This is a genomic window from Dactylosporangium sp. NPDC005572, from assembly GCF_040605515.1.
Taxonomy (GTDB): Bacteria; Actinomycetota; Actinomycetes; order Mycobacteriales; family Micromonosporaceae; genus Dactylosporangium.
In genome coordinates this window covers 50,443-67,048 of sequence record NZ_JBEXCY010000020.1, presented here as the reverse complement: position 1 = coordinate 67,048, position 16,606 = coordinate 50,443, and the positions used below count along the sequence as shown (strand labels likewise).

Below are 16,606 nucleotides of genomic sequence, written 5' to 3'. Positions count from 1 at the left end.
CGTGCGCCGGATCCCCAACGGTGCGGTCCGGCCCAACTATCGGCAGACCATCGTCGAGCAGGGGCTTCTCTACAACGAGACGCCCGGCCCGACGGGTGAGATCGTGGAGTACTGGCGCGAGGGCCCGTTCTACGACTTCACCTCGGCCGAGATCGAGCAGCTGCACACCGACGCCGAGACACTGTTCGAGATGTGCGTCGCCGCCGGCGACCACATGCTCGACAACTACATGCTGGGCCGGCTCGGCATCCCCGAGTTCGCCTGGGAGCAGATCGCCCGCACGTGGTACGACGACGAGACCGAGCCCGGCGGGCGCTCCCGCGGCGACTTCTCGCCGAGCGTCTATGCGCGGTTCGACGTGCGGTTCGACGGCTCGCGCCCGCAGTTGCTCGAGTTCAACGCCGACACGCCCACGGCTCTGCCCGAGTCAGCGGTGATGCAGTGGTACTGGCACACCGAGACCGGACAGGGCAAGGACCAGTGGAATGCAGTGCACGAGCGGCTCATCACCGCCTGGATCCGCAACATCGGCCGGCTCCGCCAGTCGCGCCCACACCTCCCGCCGAACCTCACGATCCACTTCGCGTGCGACGACTCGGACGAGAGCGGCGAGGATCTCTTCAACACCGAGTACCTCATGGAGACCGCCCGCCAGGCTCTCGAGCCCCTCGGCTGCCGGGTGAAGTTCCTGTGGATGAACCAGATCGGTGCCGGTGACGTCGTCGCGGGCGATCACTTCTTCGACGCCGACGGCGAACGCATCCACGTGCTGTTCAAGTTGTACCCCTGGGAATGGATGACGACGGAGCGCTTCGCCCGGCAGTGCTTCCGCGACATGGCCGACCCCGCGCGGGACAGCACCGCGTGGATCGAGCCGCCGTACAAGATGCTCTGGAGCACCAAGGGACTCCTGCCGGTGCTGTGGGAGATGTACGCCGACGACCCGCTGCGGCGGGATCTGGTGCTGCCGGCGTACTTCGAGCACGAGCGTCCCTCCTGGATGACCGACTACGTGCGCAAGCCGCTGCTCGGCCGGGAGGGCGCCAACGTCTCCATCGTCGTCGACGGCCAGGTCCGGCTGACCACGCCGGGCCCGTACGAGGACGGCCCGTTCGTCTGCCAGACCTACGCCCCGCTGCCTGCCTTCCCCGACGAGCGCGGCGCCACCTGGCATCCGGTCCTCGGCATCTGGATGATCGACGGCGAACCCGCGGGCCTCGGCATCCGCGAGAGCGCCGGCCTGGTGACCGACAATCTGAGCCACTTCGTCCCCCACACCATCGACCATTCCGGCTGACTACGTGCCGGCCGAGGAGAAACGACAGCCATGAACGATCTGGCTCCCCTGATCGCGGTGCTCCAGGTGCTCATCGTGGTGGTGGGCGTGGGCGGCGGCTGGTGGCTGCTGAACGCCCTCACGTCCTTCGACGACCACGACGAGCTGTGGATAGCGTCCAACTGGGCCTACCTGCTCCAGCGCGTGGGCTTCGTGTTCGTGCAGGTCGTCGGCGTGTCCAGCCTGGTCGGCCAGGACCTGGACAAGTGGAGCTCGCTGGCCTGGGTCGGCGGCGGCCTGGTGTGGGCGACGGTACTGGCGGTGCTGGGCTTCGTCCTGACCGACATCATCCTGCTGCGCACCCGCCCGACGAAGCTGAACGAACTGGACCAGATCCCGCTGCCGATGGCCCTGGTCCGCCTGGGCTTCTACCTGGGTCTGGGCCTGGTGGTCCGCGCGACGTTCGTGGGCACGGCCCCCGACCTGCGCACGGCCCTCCTGGCCACCCTGGCCTTCACCGCGGCCGGCATCGCGGGCCTGGTGATCGCCTTCTACCTGCACGCCCTGGTGGTCCGCGGCAACCTCCGCCAGGCGATCGCCGCCGGCGGCGTGACCGAGGCACTGGAGAGCGGCGCCGTCCTGGCCTCGGTCGGCCTGATCCTCTACGGCGCCATGGCGGGCGACTTCACCACGTGGCCGGAGAGCTTCGCCGGCTTCGGCATGGCGCTCGGCGTTGCGTACGTGGGCCTGTACATCGCCCGCTACGTGATCGACTGGTTCGTCCTGACCGGCGAGTGCACGCTGAAGACGATCCACGAGCAGCAGCAGAAGGCGGCGGCGGCCCTACTGGCGTTCCTGCTGGTGATGGTGGCCCTCCCGATCAGCGCGGTGGTCAACCTCTACGTCGACTAGCCGCTCCGCTTGCCTACGGCCCCGGGGGCCGGCCTGCCGGCCGGCCCCCGGTCCTTTTCGCCCCCTAGCCGTCAGTGGCCCTATGGCCCTATAGTTCCGTCATGGCAACCGCCAAGTACCTGGACGTCGCCGACGAGCTCCGCCGGCGCATCACCACCCGCCACTTCCCGCCCGGCGCCAACCTGCCCAGCGAGCACGACATCGCCGCCGCCTTCAACTGCAAACGCGACACGGTCCGCGCCGCCATCGCCGAACTCGTGCGCGAAGGGTTGCTGTGCACCGGCCGCGGACGCACGGCCTCCGTCCGCACCCCCCTCGACAAGGCCACCGTCGCCCTCCCCGCCGGCGCCGAGGTCAACGCCCGCCCGGCCACCCGGCCCGAGGCCGAGGCCCACGGCTGGTCACCCGGCCTCCCCGTCTTCGAGATCTCCGTACCCGGCCACCCGGCGCTGGTCTACCCGGCCGAGGCATACACCCTCACCACCGTCCCCGCCGACTGAAGCCCTCCCGGCCGTCCGCCATGTCGGCCGGGAGGGCGCGAATCGATACAGTTGCGCTGTGTTGTTCGTCGTGGTTGACGAGGCTGGGCGGTGTCTCGTTGCGCTTGACGAGCCTGGGTTCGAGCACGGCGTCGAGCGGGAGGAATGCGACGGGATCGTCGAGTTCCGATCGCGCGGGAACGGGTTCGACGGGGTTCGGCCGGCCACCGAGCTGGCCGCCGCGCAGTTCCTCACCGGGGCCGGGTTCGTGGTCACGGCCGGGGTGGCCGTCGCGCTCTCCGCGCTCGTCACGCCCTGGATCGGGGTCCCTGCCGGGATCGCCGGCGTGGCCGTCGTCGGGCGGCGGTACGTGCGCCGGGAAACGGCCGAAGTCGATGCCTGGAACAGCCGGCACCGCCTGCTCGACGCCGGGCCGGAGGCGGGAATCTTCGGGCGGGCCCTCACGGCCGCGCGGCAGACGGCGCGCAGCTGGCCGCACCTCGCGCCGCTCGTGCGGCTGGACAGCCCGCGGGACGAGTTGTCCGCATCATTATGGGCGCTCGCGGGGCTTTTGCGGGATCACGCCGTGCTGCGCGAGCAGGTCGCCGAGCTCGAGCAGGCGCGGGTGGAGGTGCCCGAGCGGACCGGGCTGCGCGACGAGTTGGAGGACCGGATCAGCGTCGTCGAGGACTCGCGGATTCCGGTGTACCGCGAGATCGAACGCCGGCTGACCGCGCTCGAAACGCTGGCCGCGGAGTGCCGGGCGTTCGTGCGCGACGAGCAGGTGGTCCGCAACGCGCGCAGGTCGATTCAGCGCGCCGATCTCGTGCTCGGCCGGATCGCGCCGCCCGACCCCCTGGCCCCCGATCCGGCGCAGGACCTCGCCGAGCGCACGCAGGCAGTGATCGGTGCATATCGGGAACTCCAAGAGGGCTACCAGTAGCTATTAGCAGCCAGTGCTTGATGATGCGCTATGAGGCATTAGTGAACTTGACGGAGTGGGCGGAGCGTCAGGGCGTTCACCACGTCACTGCGTATCGCTGGTTCCGGGAGGACAAGCTGCCGGTGCCCGCACGAGGGGTTGACAGGCTGATCCTGGTTGACCCGGCCGCGACCGCCGCTCCTGTTGCTGAAACGGTCGCCGTGTATGCGCGGGTCAGCGGGTCAGACCGGGACCGTCCCACCGCAAGGCGGGACATCCACTCACACGCTCACCAGAGCATCGTGAGAGGAAACGGGTGCTGACCCTACCCGAAGACGGTGCCCAGCAGGTCTGACTCGGCAGTTGTACCGGAGGAGAGTCGACGGTGTCGCGCCCCCACGGAAGGGACCTCACCGATGACGCACCTGTTCTCGCGGCGCGGGCTGCTCGGCACCGGCCTCGGCGTCGGGCTCGCGGCCGGCGTGGGCACCCCGGCGCGGGCCGAGCCGGCGGCGAGCGGCACGCCGATCGCCATCCTCGACACGACGGTCATCGACGGCACCGGCGCGCCGCCGCAGCGCCGGATGACGGTGGTCGTCGACGGCGGGCGCATCGCCGCCGTCGGGCCGGCGCGCGAGACGCGGGTGCCCAGCGCCGCCGCCGTCATCGACGGGCGTCGGCGGTTCGTCATCCCCGGGCTCGTCGACATGCACGTCCACAGTTCGGGCGACGAGGCCATCGATCCGCCGCTGTATGTCGTCAACGGTGTCACGACGGTACGCGAGATGTCCGGTCATCCGGCACTGCACGACTTGCGGCGGCGTGTCGACGCCGGCATGCTGCCCGGCCCGCGCTCGGTGATCGCGAGCCCGGTCCTCGACGGGTCGCCGTCCCTGTTGGCCGGGCGCGGCGTGCCGTATCTCGACGTGGCCGACGCCGGCGAGGCCCGCGCGGCGGTCAAGCGGGCGGCGGTCGACGGCGCCGACTTCGTCAAGGTGTACACGCGACTGTCGGCCGAGTCGTACGCCGCGATCGCCGACGAGACGCGCCGGGTCGGGCTCGACTTCGCCGGCCACTGCCCCGACGACGTCCCGGTCACGGTCGCCAGCGACGTCGGGCAGCGCAGCTTCGAGCACCTGTTCACGGTGTGGTGCTCGACGTCCGCCGACGAGGACTCGATTCGCCGGGCGCTGCGCGCGATCCGGATCGAGCCGGGCGACGCCGACGGCTGGTTCCGGGCGATCCATCCGCTGGAGCTGCGGGCCGCGCGCACGTTCGACGACCGGCGGGCCGCCCACGTCTTCCACCGGCTCGCGCGCAACGACTCGCATCTGACCCCGACGCTCACCATGCACCGCGTCGTCGATCTCCCAGCATCGGTCGACACCGATGACGAGCGGCTGCGATACGTACCGGCGGAGGTCCGGGCGGCGTGGGAGGCCGGGCTTGCCGGACTTGCCGGGCTCGCCGGGCCTGCCGGGCTAGGCCGTGGCGGGCGGACCGCCCAGGACGCCGAGCTGTTCGGCCACCGCCAGCGCTTCGTGCGCGCCGCCGCGGCGGCCGAGGTGCCGCTGCTGGCCGGCACGGACACCGGCAGCGCGTACTGCTTTCCCGGCTTCAGCCTCCACGACGAGCTCGAACTGCTGGTCCGCGCAGGCCTGAGCCCGATGCGGGTGCTGCTGGCCGCCACGCGGGATCCGATGCAGTATCTCGGGCTCGGCTCCGGCACCGTCCGCCCCGGCGGCCTGGCCGACCTGGTCGTCCTCGACGCGGACCCGCTCCGCGACATCCGCAACACGAGACGGGTCCACGCGGTGATCACGAGGGGCACCCTGATCGACGCGGCCCGCCGCGACGCGATGCTCGCCGAGGTGGAGCAGGCCGCCCGCTCCTCGTCCGCGGTTATCCACAGCTGCCCCTGTGGATAAGTGCGCGTGTTCATACACATGTTCTATCCACAGCCTGTGGATAGAACATGTGTATGAAGGGCGTTGGTCACCAATCATGACTATTCTGAGAGGGTGAACACGCGGAGCGAGCGCAAGCGGAACGACCCGGACCTGGGGATGCTGTCCGCGCAGGTGTTGTTCGCGCTGCAGAAGGAGCTGTTCCGCCGGCTCGGCGAGGCGGGCCACGCCAGCCTGCGGCCGCGGCACGGGGCGGTGCTCGCGTACGTCGACGCCGACGGCACCCGGGCCGCCACCCTGTCGGCGCTGTCGGGGCAGCACAAGCAGGTGATCAGCACGCTGGTCGACGAGTTGGTCGAGCTCGGGTACGTCGAGCGGCGGCCGGACCCGCAGGACCGCCGGGCCAAGCTGGTCGTCCCGACGGAGCTGGGCCTCGACATGATGCGCCACTCGGACGAGATCGTCAGCGACATCGAACGCCACCACGCCGAGGCCGTCGGCCCGGAGGCGTACGCCGCGTTCAAACGAGTCTTCCGCGAGGTGGCGAGGCTGCAGCGCACTCCCGAGTGACCGCTCCACGCAGCGCGCCGCCCCGATCAGTTCTGATGCATCAGTTCTGATACATCGCCTCTGATACATCAAGGCCGATACGTCAAGAACAATGCATCGAGACAGATGCATCAAAATTGATGCATCGAGGTTGATGCATCAGAACCGGTGGGGTCAGCGCTGGCGCCAGCGAGGTGCCGACGTGCCGGGTTCCGAGCCGGGGCCGGCATACGGGGAGCCGGGCGACCCATACGCCGAGCCGGGCGCGGAACCCGGCACGCCATACACGGAACCGGGCGCGGAACCCGGCGCCGAGCCGGGGCCGGCATATGTGGACCCGGGCGACCCATACGCCGAGCCGGGCACGGAACCCGGCGCGCCATACACGGAACCGGGCATGGAACCTGGCGCGCCGTACGCCGAGCCGGGTGCTCCATGACCAGCCGCGGGCGTGCCGTAAGGGGGCATCGGGCCGGCCCAAGGCGCCACGGCGCCCGTGGGAGCTGAGCGTGCAGCGGCCGAGCCGGTGATCCGCCCGAAGAGCAGAGTGCCGCCGACGAGCACCGACGGGGCCGTGACCAGGTACAGCGCGACGCCTGGGGTCACGGCCAGCGGCGAGACCGGCAGTACGAGCAGCAGCCGCACCAGCAGCACAGGGACGAGCAGCGCCCCCAGGCTCATCACGCCGAACCCGAGCGTGAACGAACGGTGGCGCCACGCGAAGCGGAACTGTTCGCCCAGCCGGGCGACGCCGTGGTGGTGCATGGGCACGGTCAGTACCAGCAGGCCGATCAGGTAACCGTTGAACACCACGCCGACCGCGAGCGCCGCCGCCACGTTCAGGCCGGGGATCCACAGCAGCGGGACGATCACCAGCCAGCCGAGCTGCAGTACGACCGTGACGACGATCGTCTGGCGCAGGCAGACGCCGGCGGCGCGGTGCCATGCGGGCGGCTTGGGGTCCTTGCCGACGACGGCGCGCGTGATGAACGGGAAGAACGCGGCGCCGAACAGCATCGTCAACGGCACGGTCAGCGCCGTCATCGCGGCGTGGAAGAAGATCGTTACACCGATCCAGAGCAGTACCTCGATCGTCCGGCTGATCGCCGTGGGCCACCCGTCCACAAACCCCACGAGCCAGTCGATCAGCGCCCTCGCGAGCGCCGTGGTCGCCTCGTGCAGCCCGAAGATCGCGAGCGCGGTCAGTCCGAGCGGCACGAGCACCAGCAGCCAGAGCCGCGGGCTGCGCAGGAAGCGGCCGGCGCCGAGGAACACGTACCCCATGCCGGTGAAGAAATTGCCGATGCTCGATCCGACCCGCTTCGCGCCCTTGACCGTCTGGCGCCCCGCCGCCCCCGCGAGCAGCGCCGCCCGGGCCGCCACCGCCCGAGCATCCACAGTGGACCAAGAAGCGGTGGATCCGGTTGTACCGGCGGAGGGATCCACGATCTCCCCCGTCAACGCGACGGAAGGCGGAAAGGGAGGGGTGTCGTCCGGCGATGGCGGCGCCTGGTTCACGAAGGACCCCCTCGGCGTACGTCGGAGGCACCGAGCCTAGCGGGAAGGCAGGCCCAGTGTCGCGCTCACCGCGTCCAGCACCGCATGGCGCAGATCTTCCCCCGGGACATCGGCGAACATCGCCGTGCAGTCGCTCATGCCGCCGATCGCGATCGCGATCCTGGTCCGTTCCGCGAGGGTGGGGGTGGGGCCCACCAGCAACGTCGTCAGGCGGCGGCGCCAGGACTCCACCGCGGTCACCAGGTCCAGGTGGGCCAGGATGCTCGGGTCGGCCATGATGATCGCCGTTATCGCGCGGTGCCGGTACGTCACGTCGAAGTAGGCGCCGAGGATCTCGCGCGGGTCGCCCGGCCGGCCGGCCGACTCCAGGCCGTCCAGCACCTCCGCCACGTCGTCGACCAGCGGCTGCACCAGGCTGCGGATGAGCTCCTCGCGCGAGGCGAAGTGGTAGTACAGCGCGGGCTTGGTGATGCCCACCCGCTCGGCGATGTCCCGCAGGCTCGCCTGCTGCACGCCCCGCTCGGCGAACAGCTCCAGCGCGGCGGCCTGGATGCGGTCGGCGGTCTCGCTCGTTCTCGGTCTCGGCACCCGCCGAGCTTACTTGACTTACCGGTCGGTCAGCATTTACCTTCCGGTAGGTAAGCAAACGACGAAGGGGGAGTCATGCACGTGCTGATCTCGGGGGCGAGCGTCGCCGGGCCGGTGCTCGCCTACTGGCTGCGGCGGTCGGGGTACCGGGTGACGGTGGTCGAGCGGACCGCCTCGCTGCGCACCGGCGACGGCGGGCAGCCCGTCGACGTGCTCGGGCCGGCCGTCGAGGTGATCGAGCGGATGGGGCTGCTCGACGCCGTCGAGCGCGAGCGCACCCAGACCGACGAGATGACCCTGCACCGGCCGGGCAAGCGACCGGTCACGATCCGCGCCGCGCAGCTGCTGGCCGGGATCTCCGACCGGCACGTCGAGATCATGCGGGGTGACCTGGCCGCGATCCTGCACGAGGCGACACGGGAGGAGGTGGAGTACCGCTTCGGCACCACCATCGCGGCGATGACCGACACGGGCCCGGCCGTGGACGTGACGTTCGACGACGGGACCCGGGAGAGCTACGACCTGGTGGTCGGCGCCGACGGACTGCACTCCGGCGTGCGGCGGCTCGCGTTCGGCGACGAATCGCGGTACCGACACTTCCTGGGCGGTTATCTCGCGGTCTTCACCGTGCCCGACCTCCTCGGGCTGGGCGGCGTCGTCCACGCCCACAACGCGGTCGACCGGGCGGTCGCCGTCTATCCCACGCGGCACCCCGACCGGGCCAGGGTGGTCATCATGATCCGCAGTGAGCGGGAGCTGGCCTACGACCACCGCGACGGCGGCGAGCAGCGGCGCCTGCTCCGGTCGCTGACCGCCGACCTCGGCTGGGAGGTGCCGCGGCTGCTCGAGCACCTGGACGCGGCCGAGGACTTCTACTTCGACTCGATCAGCCAGATCCGCCTCGACTCGTGGTCGCGCGGCCGGATCGCGCTGGTGGGCGACGCCGGCTACGGGCCGGGGCCGGCGGTCGGCGGCGGCACCAGCATCGCGCTGGTCGGCGGCTACGTGCTCGCGGCGGAGCTGGCCGCGGCGGGCGGCGACCACCGGGTGGCACTGCCGGCGTACCAACGGGCGATGGCCGACCCGGTGGCGCACAGCCGCCGCATCGGGCCGGCGGTGATGGCGACGCTGATCCCGCGCAGCACGACCCAGCTGTGGGCGATGGCCCAGGCGATCCGCCTGCTGCCCAGACTGCCCCGCCCGATCCAGCGCCGCCTGACCTCGTTCGGCGGCGGCCCCGCGGCCATGCTGGAGGGCGTCCGGCTCCGCAAGGCTCCCGCGATCACCGCCTGAACCCTAGGATGCGGCGGTGCGCAGGTGCCTCGCTCTCCTCCTGACGACCGCGGTCCTGTCCGGCTGCGGGGTGCCCGCCACCAGACCGCGCCGGTGCGCCAGAGCTCCGGTCGCGCGACGTTCACCAACGACTGCAAATAGGCCGACGGCCCGCTCGGGAAGATGCACCGAGCGGGCCGTTCAGCGAAATGGCATCAGTTCGAGGCGACCGTGCCCTGGGCGAACGCCGACTCGAACTGGGCGCGCAGCGCGTCCATCGTGGCGAACTCGGAGGACGACGCCGACTCGGAGCCCTCGGCGGCGAAGACGCTGTCGGTCTCGACCGCGGAGTGGTCGTAGCTGACGTAGTCGGTCTCCTCGTAGCGGGCGCCCGACGGGTCCTCGTACGCCATGTGGTGGCCCTGCTCGAAGCTGGTGTTCTCGGCCGACGCGGTGTCCTGCGCGTACACGCCGAAGTCCGACTGGTAGTCCTGCTCGCTGCCCGCGGTGGTGTGCAGCTCCTCGAGCTCGCCGCTCTCCTGGGCCGTCTCGATCTCGCCGTACTCGCTCATTATGTTCTTCCCCTTCAAGGTTTATTTTTTGGTGTGCCTTGCGATGGGTAGAACGTTACGGACCCGGCGGGGTGATCAAATCCCGGAAACGTGCCACGAGGGGGAGAACGGGCGATGCAGGTCAACGAGCTGCTGATCGAGGGCTTCGGGCGGCTGCCGGAGCTGGTGCACGACGCGGTTGACGGGCTGACCGCCGAGCAGCTGCGGTGGGCGCCGGCGCCGGGGGCGAACACCATCGGGTGGCTGGTCTGGCACCTGACCCGGGTGCAGGACAGCCACCTCACCGAGCTGATCGACGGCGCCGAGGAGCTGTGGGTGACCGGCGACTTCGCCGGGCGGTTCGGGCTCGACCCGGACCCGGGCAACACCGGCTACGGGCACACGGCCGCGGACGTGGCCACCGTGCGGGCGGAGAGCCCGGACGCCCTGATCGCGTACTTCGACGCCGTCCACGAGCGCACGATCGCGTTCCTGGAGAAGCTGTCGCCGGAGGACCTCGACGTGATCGTGGACGAGCGCTGGGACCCGCCGGTATCGCTCGGCGTGCGGCTGGTGAGCGTGTGGGACGACGACACGCAGCACATGGGCCAGGCGGCCTACGTGCGCGGTCTTCTGCCCTAGGGAAGATGTCGGCATCCTGGGCAAACGTCGCCGAGGACACAGCGCGCAGCGGCACCCGCGGTGGTGTACTTGATGTGTACGATCAACCGCACCCATCGGGAGATGTACATGGCAGAGCAGCAGCGGCATCGCGTGGTCGTGGTCGGCGCCGGATTCGGCGGCCTGTTCGCCACCAAGGCGCTGCGCAACGCGCCGGTCGACGTCACCCTCATCAACGGGACCACCTACCACCTGTTCCAGCCCCTGCTGTACCAGATGGCGACCGGCATCCTGTCCGAGGGCGAGATCGCACCCCCGATCCGCGAGGTGCTCAAGCGCCAGCAGAACGTCAAGGTGCTGCTGGGGACGGTGACCGAGGTCGATCCCGACCGGCGCGTCGTGACCGCCGTCGCCCCCGGGACCAGTTACACCGTCGAGTACGACACGCTGATCGTGGCGGCCGGAGCCTCCCAGTCGTACTTCGGGAACGACGGCTTCGCCGAGAACGCGCCCGGCATGAAGAGCATCGACGACGCGCTGGAGCTGCGCGGGCGCATCTTCGGCGCCTTCGAGCTCGCCGAGCTGGAGACCGACCCGGCCGCGATCGAGCGCTGGCTCACCTTCGTCGTGGTCGGCGCCGGCCCGACCGGCGTCGAGATGGCCGGGCAGATCGCCGAGCTCGCCCACCGCCACCTGCCGGGGCAGTACGACCGCATCGACCCCCGCAAGGCGCGCATCATCCTCATCGATGCGCTCCCCACCGTCCTGTCCACGTTCGGCGACCATCTGTCCACCAAGGCGCTGCGCCAGCTGCACCGGATGGGCGTGGAGGTCGAGCTGGAGACGAAGGTCGTCGACGTCGACGAGACCGGCATCGAGGTCGAGACGAAGAACGGCCGGCACCGCATCGAGTCGCTGACCAAGATCTGGGCCGCCGGCGTGGCCGCGCCCGCACTGTCGAGGCAGCTGGCCGAGGCGACCGGCGCGAAGACCGACCGGGCCGGCCGCCTGCTGGTCAACCCCGACTGCACCGTGCCGGGCCACCCGGAGATCTTCGCCGTCGGCGACATGATGGCCCTCGACAACCTGCCGGGTGTCGCGCAGGTCGCGATCCAGAGCGGCAGGCACGCGGCGGGCCAGATCAAGCGCCGGCTGGCCGGGCAGGAGACGGGGCAGCCGTTCAAGTACTTCGACAAGGGCAGCCTGGCGACCATCGCGCGCTTCCACGCCGTGGCGAGCATCGGCCGCTTCCACTTCGCCGGCCTGCCCGGCTGGCTGCTCTGGCTGGTCGTCCACCTGCTGTACCTCGTCGGCTTCAAGAACCGGGTCACCGCGGTCATGCACTGGTTCGTGAGCTTCATCGGCCGCGGCCGCTCCGAGCGGGTCGCGACGTTCCAGCAGGTCTTCGCCCGCCGCGCGCTGCACGAGTACCGCGACCGCCTGCCGTAGGGTGGGCCGGTGGCAGCGTGTCCCGAGCCGGCCAGGGGCGACCTTGGCCTCTCCGGGGGAACCCCGGGGACGCAGGATTGAGCACCGCACAGCACCGCCGGCCCGACGCCGCGCTCCGCGCAGGCCAGGGCAGGCACGACCGGGTGTCGTCGGGGCACGCTGCCCTCGCTGACGTGTTCCTGGCGACCCCGGCCTGGGAGCGCAAGGCGCTGCTCGACGCCGGGTACGAGGTCCTGGGCCGCCGCCCGCGCTGGCTGGGCCCGGTGGTGACGGCGGTCCTCGACGCCTATCGGGCGCCGCCGGTCGATCGGCCGCGCGAGCTGGCCTCGTTCGTGGCCGCGCTGGGCCGGGTCCCGCCGCGCACGCACGTCGCGGTCCGCCGGGCCGTGCCGACCCGGGTCGTCCGGATGCGCTGGGACACCCCGCGCCTCGACGACCTGGCCGCTCTGGCGGCGTTTCTCGACGTCGACGGCGATCACCTCGACTGGTACGCGGACCGCCGCGAGATCAACCGGTCCGCGCCGGACGGGGCGCTGCGCCACTACCGCTACGCGTGGACGCCGACCCGGTTGATCGAGGCGCCGAAGCCCCGCCTGCGCTCGCTGCAGCGCCTGGTGCTGGACGAGGTGCTGGGCCGCATCCCGGTCCACCCGGCGGCCCACGGCTTCGTGCCGGGCCGCGACGTGCGGACATTCACCTCGGTACACCTGGGAAAGTCGACTGTCGTCAGGCTCGATCTCGCGGCGTTCTTCGCCGGCGTGACAGTGTCGCGGGTCTATGGCCTGTTTCGCGGGGCGGGGTATCCGGAGCCGGTCGCCCACACGCTGGCGGCGCTGTGCACCACGCGGACCCCGCCGGACGTGCTCCGCTCGGCGCCGTCGTTCCTGCTGGCGGCCCGGCTGCGCCAGCCGCACCTTCCGCAGGGCGCGCCGTCGTCGCCGGCGCTGGCCAACCTGATCGCGTTCCGCCTGGACCGCCGGTTGGCGGGGCTGGCGGTCCGCTTCGGCGCGGCGTACTCCCGCTACGCCGACGACCTGGCCTTCTCGGGCTCGTTCGACGCTCCCCGCCTGGTGGCCGCGGCGTCGGCGATCGTGGCGGACGAGGGTTTCCAGGTGCATCCGCTGAAGACGCGCGTCCGCGGCCGGGCCGACCGGCAACAGCTGGCCGGCCTGGTCGTGAACGAGCACGCGGCGGTCCCTCGAGCGGAGTACGACCGCCTGCGGGCGATCCTGCACACCGCGGCCCGGGACGGTCTGCCGGCGGCCAACCGGGCGAACCACCCGGACTTCCGGGCGTACCTGGCGGGCCGGATCGCGTGGGTGGGCCGCGACCACCCGTCACGGGCCGCCAAGCTGGCCCGCCTGTTCGCCGCCCTCCCCTGACCGGCGCTCGCGGGCTCGCCGGCTCATCGCGCCCACGCGCCCGCGGCCACCGCGGCGGCGCAGAAGTCGGCGAAGTCGCGCGGCGAGCGGCCCAGGGCCTGCTGCACGCCGTCGGCCAGCGATGCGTTGCGGCCGTCGAAGACCTCCTCGCACAGCGCCGTGAGCAGGTCGGCCAGCGCCGGGCCGACCGTCGGGACCAGCTCGGCGTGGAAGTCCGCCGGCGACGGCGACACGTACGCCACGTCCCGGCCGGACGCCTCGGCGATCTCGGCCGCGGCGTCCGCGAACGTCAGCAGGCGCGGGCCCGTCAGCTCGTACAGGCGGCCGGCGTGCCCGTCCTCGGTCAGCGCCGCCACCGCGACGTCCGCGATGTCGTCGACGTCGACGAACGGCTCGGCCACCTCGCCGGCCGGGAGCGCGATGACGCCGCCCAGCACCGAGTCCAGCAGGTGGCCCTCGCTGAAGTTCTGGTTGAACCACGAGGCCCGCAGGACGACGTCGCTCGCGCGCAGCAGCTTCTCGCAGCGCTCCGCGCCCGCCTCGCCGCGGCCCGACAGCAGCACGAGGCGGTCGACGCCCGCGTCGGTCGCGGTCTGCACGAACGCCTCGACGGCCGCGGCGGCGCCCGGCGCGGCCAGGTCCGGCGAGTACGTGACGTAGGCGGCCGAGACGCCGGTCAGTGCCGGGGCCCACGTCTCGCGGCGCTCCCAGTCGAAGACCGGGCGGGAGACGCCGCGGACCGCCACGCCGGCCTCGGCGAGCCGCTGGGCGACGCGCCGGCCCGTCTTGCCGGTGGCTCCGATGACAAGGATGGACATTTGACGTACCTCCGAATCAGTTGCCAGTGCGTCCAGCCTGCCGCCGGGAACGAAGACGAACAATCACACTAGATCCGCAAGACCTTGCCGATCGTCCAGCGATACCGGCACCATGAACGACGTGGACACGCCACGGATGCCGCTGCCGCCCGCCGGGGACCCGCTCGGCGAGGCGCTGCACCTGCTGCACCTCACCGGCACGCTGTACTGCCGGGCCGAGTGCACCGCGCCGTGGGGCGTCGCCATCCCGCGCCTCGACGGCGTGATGACGCTCCAGGTGGTGACCGCGGGCGAGGCCTGGCTGGACGTCGACGGCGAACCGCCGCGCCTGCTCCGCCAGGGCAGCATGAGCCTGGTCCCGCACGGCACGCCGCACCGGCTGCGCAGCAGCCCCGACGCGCGGGCGGATCCGCTGTTCGACCTGCCGGTCGAGAAGGTCAGCGAGCGGTACGAGATTCTGCGCCACGGCGGGGGCGGCGCGCGGACGCACATCACGTACGGGGTCATGGAGGTCGACCACGTCGCCGCGCGCCGGCTCGTCGGGCAGCTGCCGACGGTGCTGCACCTCGACGCGTGGGAGGCCGACGACGCCGGCTGGCTGAGCAGCACGCTGCGGTTCATCGCGCGGGAGGCGGCCGAGCTGCGGCCGGGCGGCGAAACGATGATCACGCGGCTGGCCGACATCCTGGTCATCCAGGCGATCCGCACCTGGCTCGACTCGGCGCCCGACGCCCGGCAGGGCTGGCTGGCGGCGCTGCGCGACGACCAGGTGGGGCGGGCGCTGCGGTCGATCCACCGGGCTCCGGCCCGCGACTGGAGCGTGCAGTCGCTGGCGCGGGAGGCGGGGATGTCGCGATCGGCGTTCTCGGCCCGCTTCACCGACCTCGTCGGAGAACCGGCGATGCGGTACCTCACGGAGTGGCGCCTGCAGCTGGCCCGGGCCCACCTCAACCGAAGCGCCGAGCCCCTCTCGGCGGTGGCTCGGCGCTTCGGCTACGCGTCGGAGGCGGCGTTCAGCCGGGCCTTCAAACGCGAGTTCGGGGTGTCACCCGGAAGTGTGCGGTAGCCGCGGAACCCCCTCCGCGGCTACCGGGCTCGATCCGAACCTCAGCAGGACAGGTTGCCGGGGCCGACCCCGACGCCGAGGATCTGCGTGAAGCGCTGGTAGGCCTGGACCCGGCTCTGGACCTGGGCCGGGTTGCGCCCGCCGCACTCCAGGCTGCCGTTGATGCTGCGGATCGTCTCACCGAAGCCGGCCCCGTTGACCATGGCGTTGTGCGGGGTCATGGTGCCCGGTCCGCTCTGGGTGTTCCAGTACCACAGCGCCGTCTTCATCGCGACCGCCGGATCGGTCTGCACGAGGTTCGGGTTGCGCAGCAGGTCGATGCCGAGCGCGTCACCGGCGGCCTTGTAGTTGAAGTTCCAGCTCAGCTGGATCGGGCCGCGCCCGTAGTAGGCGGCCTGGCCGGCCGGGCAGCCGTAGGGCTGGCTCAGGTCGCAGTAGTGCGGGTAGTTCGCGGTGTTCTGCTCGACGATGTGGACCAGCCCACCCGTCTCGTGGTTCACGTTGGCGAGGAAGGCGGCGGCCTCCTGCTTGCGGGCCGCGTCCGAGCCCGTCCTCGCGAACGCCGGGTACGCCGACAGCGCGTTGACCAGGCCCTGGTACGTGTAGAAGGGGTTCCGGTTCGGGAACATCTGGTTGAACTGGGCCTCGCTGACCACGAAGCCGCCGCTCGACGGAGGCTGCGTCGTGGGAGGCGGCGTCGTGCCGCCGCCACCGCCCGAGCAGGTGTACGGGTCCCAGTACCAGGTGCTGATGACCGGGCTGTACCCCGGGTTGTCGTGCTCGGCGATGTAGTACCTGCCGTCCGTGAACTTCACGATGTCGCCGGTGACGTAGTTGCGGCCCTGCTGCCACGCGGGGAAGCTGCACGCGCCGGTGGTGCCGGTCTGCGTCGGCGGGTTCGGCGTGCTGCCGCCGCAGGTGCCCTGGTCCTCCCACACGCCGGTGGTGCCGGGCGGCCGCTCGTTCTGCGTCCACCACTTTGCGCGGTAGTTGCGGCCGTTCAGGGAGGCGGTCATCCCGCCCGTGTAGACCGCCGACGCGTTCCACTGTGCCGCACACGTGGCGGCGGACGCCGGCAACATGTTGAAGACCGCCACGACGCCGCCCACGATGGCCACCGCGGCGAGCGTCGCCAGCAGGCGCACTCTCGACACCTTCGATCACTCCTCTGCAAAGCTCCCAGGACCGGAACCCCATCCGACCAGCCCGGGCGCTCCTATGGAGCGAACGTCATCGTTTTATGAAGGTTCTTTACGGTTCCCTTGAGATACGGGGAACCACCGTGCCGATCAAACG

16 protein-coding genes and 1 pseudogene are annotated in these 16,606 nt (G+C 71.3%); 12 read left to right on the top strand and 5 right to left on the bottom strand.

Features of this window, described 5'->3' with window-relative positions:
- Position 1: 1 nt before the first annotated feature.
- From ABZS66_RS13355 to ABZS66_RS13325, 7 genes and pseudogenes are all read left to right on the top strand, one after another.
- On the top strand, positions 2 to 1,297 hold the full coding sequence (locus ABZS66_RS13355; RefSeq protein ID WP_354757375.1) for a glutathionylspermidine synthase family protein: 1,296 nt from the start codon (positions 2 to 4) through the stop codon (positions 1,295 to 1,297).
- 30 nt (positions 1,298 to 1,327) lie between these two features.
- A complete protein-coding gene (locus tag ABZS66_RS13350) occupies positions 1,328 to 2,188 on the top strand; it encodes a DUF350 domain-containing protein (protein WP_354757374.1) in 861 nt (286 codons plus the stop codon).
- Between the two features lie 101 nt (positions 2,189 to 2,289).
- Positions 2,290 to 2,688 (top strand): GntR family transcriptional regulator, encoded by a 399-nt coding sequence (locus ABZS66_RS13345; protein WP_354757373.1) that lies wholly within the window; start codon positions 2,290 to 2,292, stop codon positions 2,686 to 2,688.
- 58 nt (positions 2,689 to 2,746) lie between these two features.
- A complete protein-coding gene (locus tag ABZS66_RS13340) occupies positions 2,747 to 3,610 on the top strand; it encodes a hypothetical protein (RefSeq protein WP_354757372.1) in 864 nt (287 codons plus the stop codon).
- Between the two features lie 41 nt (positions 3,611 to 3,651).
- Positions 3,652 to 3,828, top strand: a pseudogene (locus ABZS66_RS13335) (IS607 family transposase); the annotation flags it as partial.
- 177 nt (positions 3,829 to 4,005) lie between these two features.
- The gene (locus ABZS66_RS13330) at positions 4,006 to 5,517 is read left to right on the top strand and encodes an amidohydrolase family protein (RefSeq protein ID WP_354757371.1); all 1,512 of its coding nucleotides are present in this window, start codon (positions 4,006 to 4,008) and stop codon (positions 5,515 to 5,517) included.
- 93 nt (positions 5,518 to 5,610) lie between these two features.
- Positions 5,611 to 6,066, top strand: coding sequence for a helix-turn-helix domain-containing protein (locus ABZS66_RS13325; RefSeq protein ID WP_354757370.1), 456 nt, complete (start codon positions 5,611 to 5,613; stop codon positions 6,064 to 6,066).
- Positions 6,067 to 6,219: 153 nt separating this feature from the next.
- Here ABZS66_RS13325 and ABZS66_RS13320 read toward each other — a convergent pair whose 3' ends face one another.
- Together ABZS66_RS13320 and ABZS66_RS13315 are read right to left on the bottom strand one after the other, a co-directional pair.
- Positions 6,220 to 7,428 (bottom strand): EI24 domain-containing protein, encoded by a 1,209-nt coding sequence (locus tag ABZS66_RS13320; RefSeq protein WP_354757369.1) that lies wholly within the window; start codon positions 7,426 to 7,428, stop codon positions 6,220 to 6,222.
- Between the two features lie 171 nt (positions 7,429 to 7,599).
- Positions 7,600 to 8,151: a TetR/AcrR family transcriptional regulator gene (locus ABZS66_RS13315; RefSeq protein WP_354757368.1), complete on the bottom strand. Its 552-nt coding sequence runs from the start codon at positions 8,149 to 8,151 to the stop codon at positions 7,600 to 7,602.
- Between the two features lie 75 nt (positions 8,152 to 8,226).
- Here ABZS66_RS13315 and ABZS66_RS13310 point away from each other — a divergent pair, with 75 nt between their 5' ends.
- Positions 8,227 to 9,444: an FAD-dependent monooxygenase gene (locus tag ABZS66_RS13310; RefSeq protein ID WP_354757367.1), complete on the top strand. Its 1,218-nt coding sequence runs from the start codon at positions 8,227 to 8,229 to the stop codon at positions 9,442 to 9,444.
- A gap of 194 nt (positions 9,445 to 9,638) precedes the next feature.
- Here ABZS66_RS13310 and ABZS66_RS13305 read toward each other — a convergent pair whose 3' ends face one another.
- The gene (locus ABZS66_RS13305; protein WP_354757366.1) at positions 9,639 to 9,995 is read right to left on the bottom strand and encodes a hypothetical protein; all 357 of its coding nucleotides are present in this window, start codon (positions 9,993 to 9,995) and stop codon (positions 9,639 to 9,641) included.
- A 114-nt stretch (positions 9,996 to 10,109) separates the two neighbouring features.
- Between ABZS66_RS13305 and ABZS66_RS13300 the strand changes: the two genes are divergently transcribed.
- The 3 genes from ABZS66_RS13300 (at position 10,110) to ABZS66_RS13290 (ending at position 13,426) form a co-directional block, all read left to right on the top strand.
- Positions 10,110 to 10,616: a DinB family protein gene (locus ABZS66_RS13300; protein ID WP_354757365.1), complete on the top strand. Its 507-nt coding sequence runs from the start codon at positions 10,110 to 10,112 to the stop codon at positions 10,614 to 10,616.
- A 108-nt stretch (positions 10,617 to 10,724) separates the two neighbouring features.
- Positions 10,725 to 12,044 carry an NAD(P)/FAD-dependent oxidoreductase gene (locus ABZS66_RS13295; RefSeq protein WP_354757364.1) on the top strand — a complete coding sequence of 440 codons (1,320 nt, stop codon included), beginning with the start codon at positions 10,725 to 10,727 and terminating at the stop codon, positions 12,042 to 12,044.
- 77 nt (positions 12,045 to 12,121) lie between these two features.
- On the top strand, positions 12,122 to 13,426 hold the full coding sequence (locus ABZS66_RS13290; RefSeq protein WP_354757363.1) for a reverse transcriptase family protein: 1,305 nt from the start codon (positions 12,122 to 12,124) through the stop codon (positions 13,424 to 13,426).
- A 23-nt stretch (positions 13,427 to 13,449) separates the two neighbouring features.
- Here the strand turns inward: ABZS66_RS13290 and ABZS66_RS13285 are convergent, their stop codons facing one another.
- Complete coding sequence (locus ABZS66_RS13285) at positions 13,450 to 14,271, bottom strand: NmrA family transcriptional regulator (protein WP_354757410.1); 822 nt, start codon at positions 14,269 to 14,271, stop codon at positions 13,450 to 13,452.
- Positions 14,272 to 14,365: 94 nt separating this feature from the next.
- On the opposite strand from ABZS66_RS13285, the gene ABZS66_RS13280 reads away from it, so the two are divergent.
- Entirely contained in the window at positions 14,366 to 15,310 is a 945-nt protein-coding gene (locus ABZS66_RS13280; protein WP_354757362.1) for an AraC family transcriptional regulator, read from the top strand.
- Positions 15,311 to 15,351: 41 nt separating this feature from the next.
- Here ABZS66_RS13280 and ABZS66_RS13275 read toward each other — a convergent pair whose 3' ends face one another.
- The gene (locus ABZS66_RS13275; protein WP_354757361.1) at positions 15,352 to 16,464 is read right to left on the bottom strand and encodes a glycoside hydrolase family 19 protein; all 1,113 of its coding nucleotides are present in this window, start codon (positions 16,462 to 16,464) and stop codon (positions 15,352 to 15,354) included.
- Positions 16,465 to 16,606 lie beyond the last annotated feature (142 nt).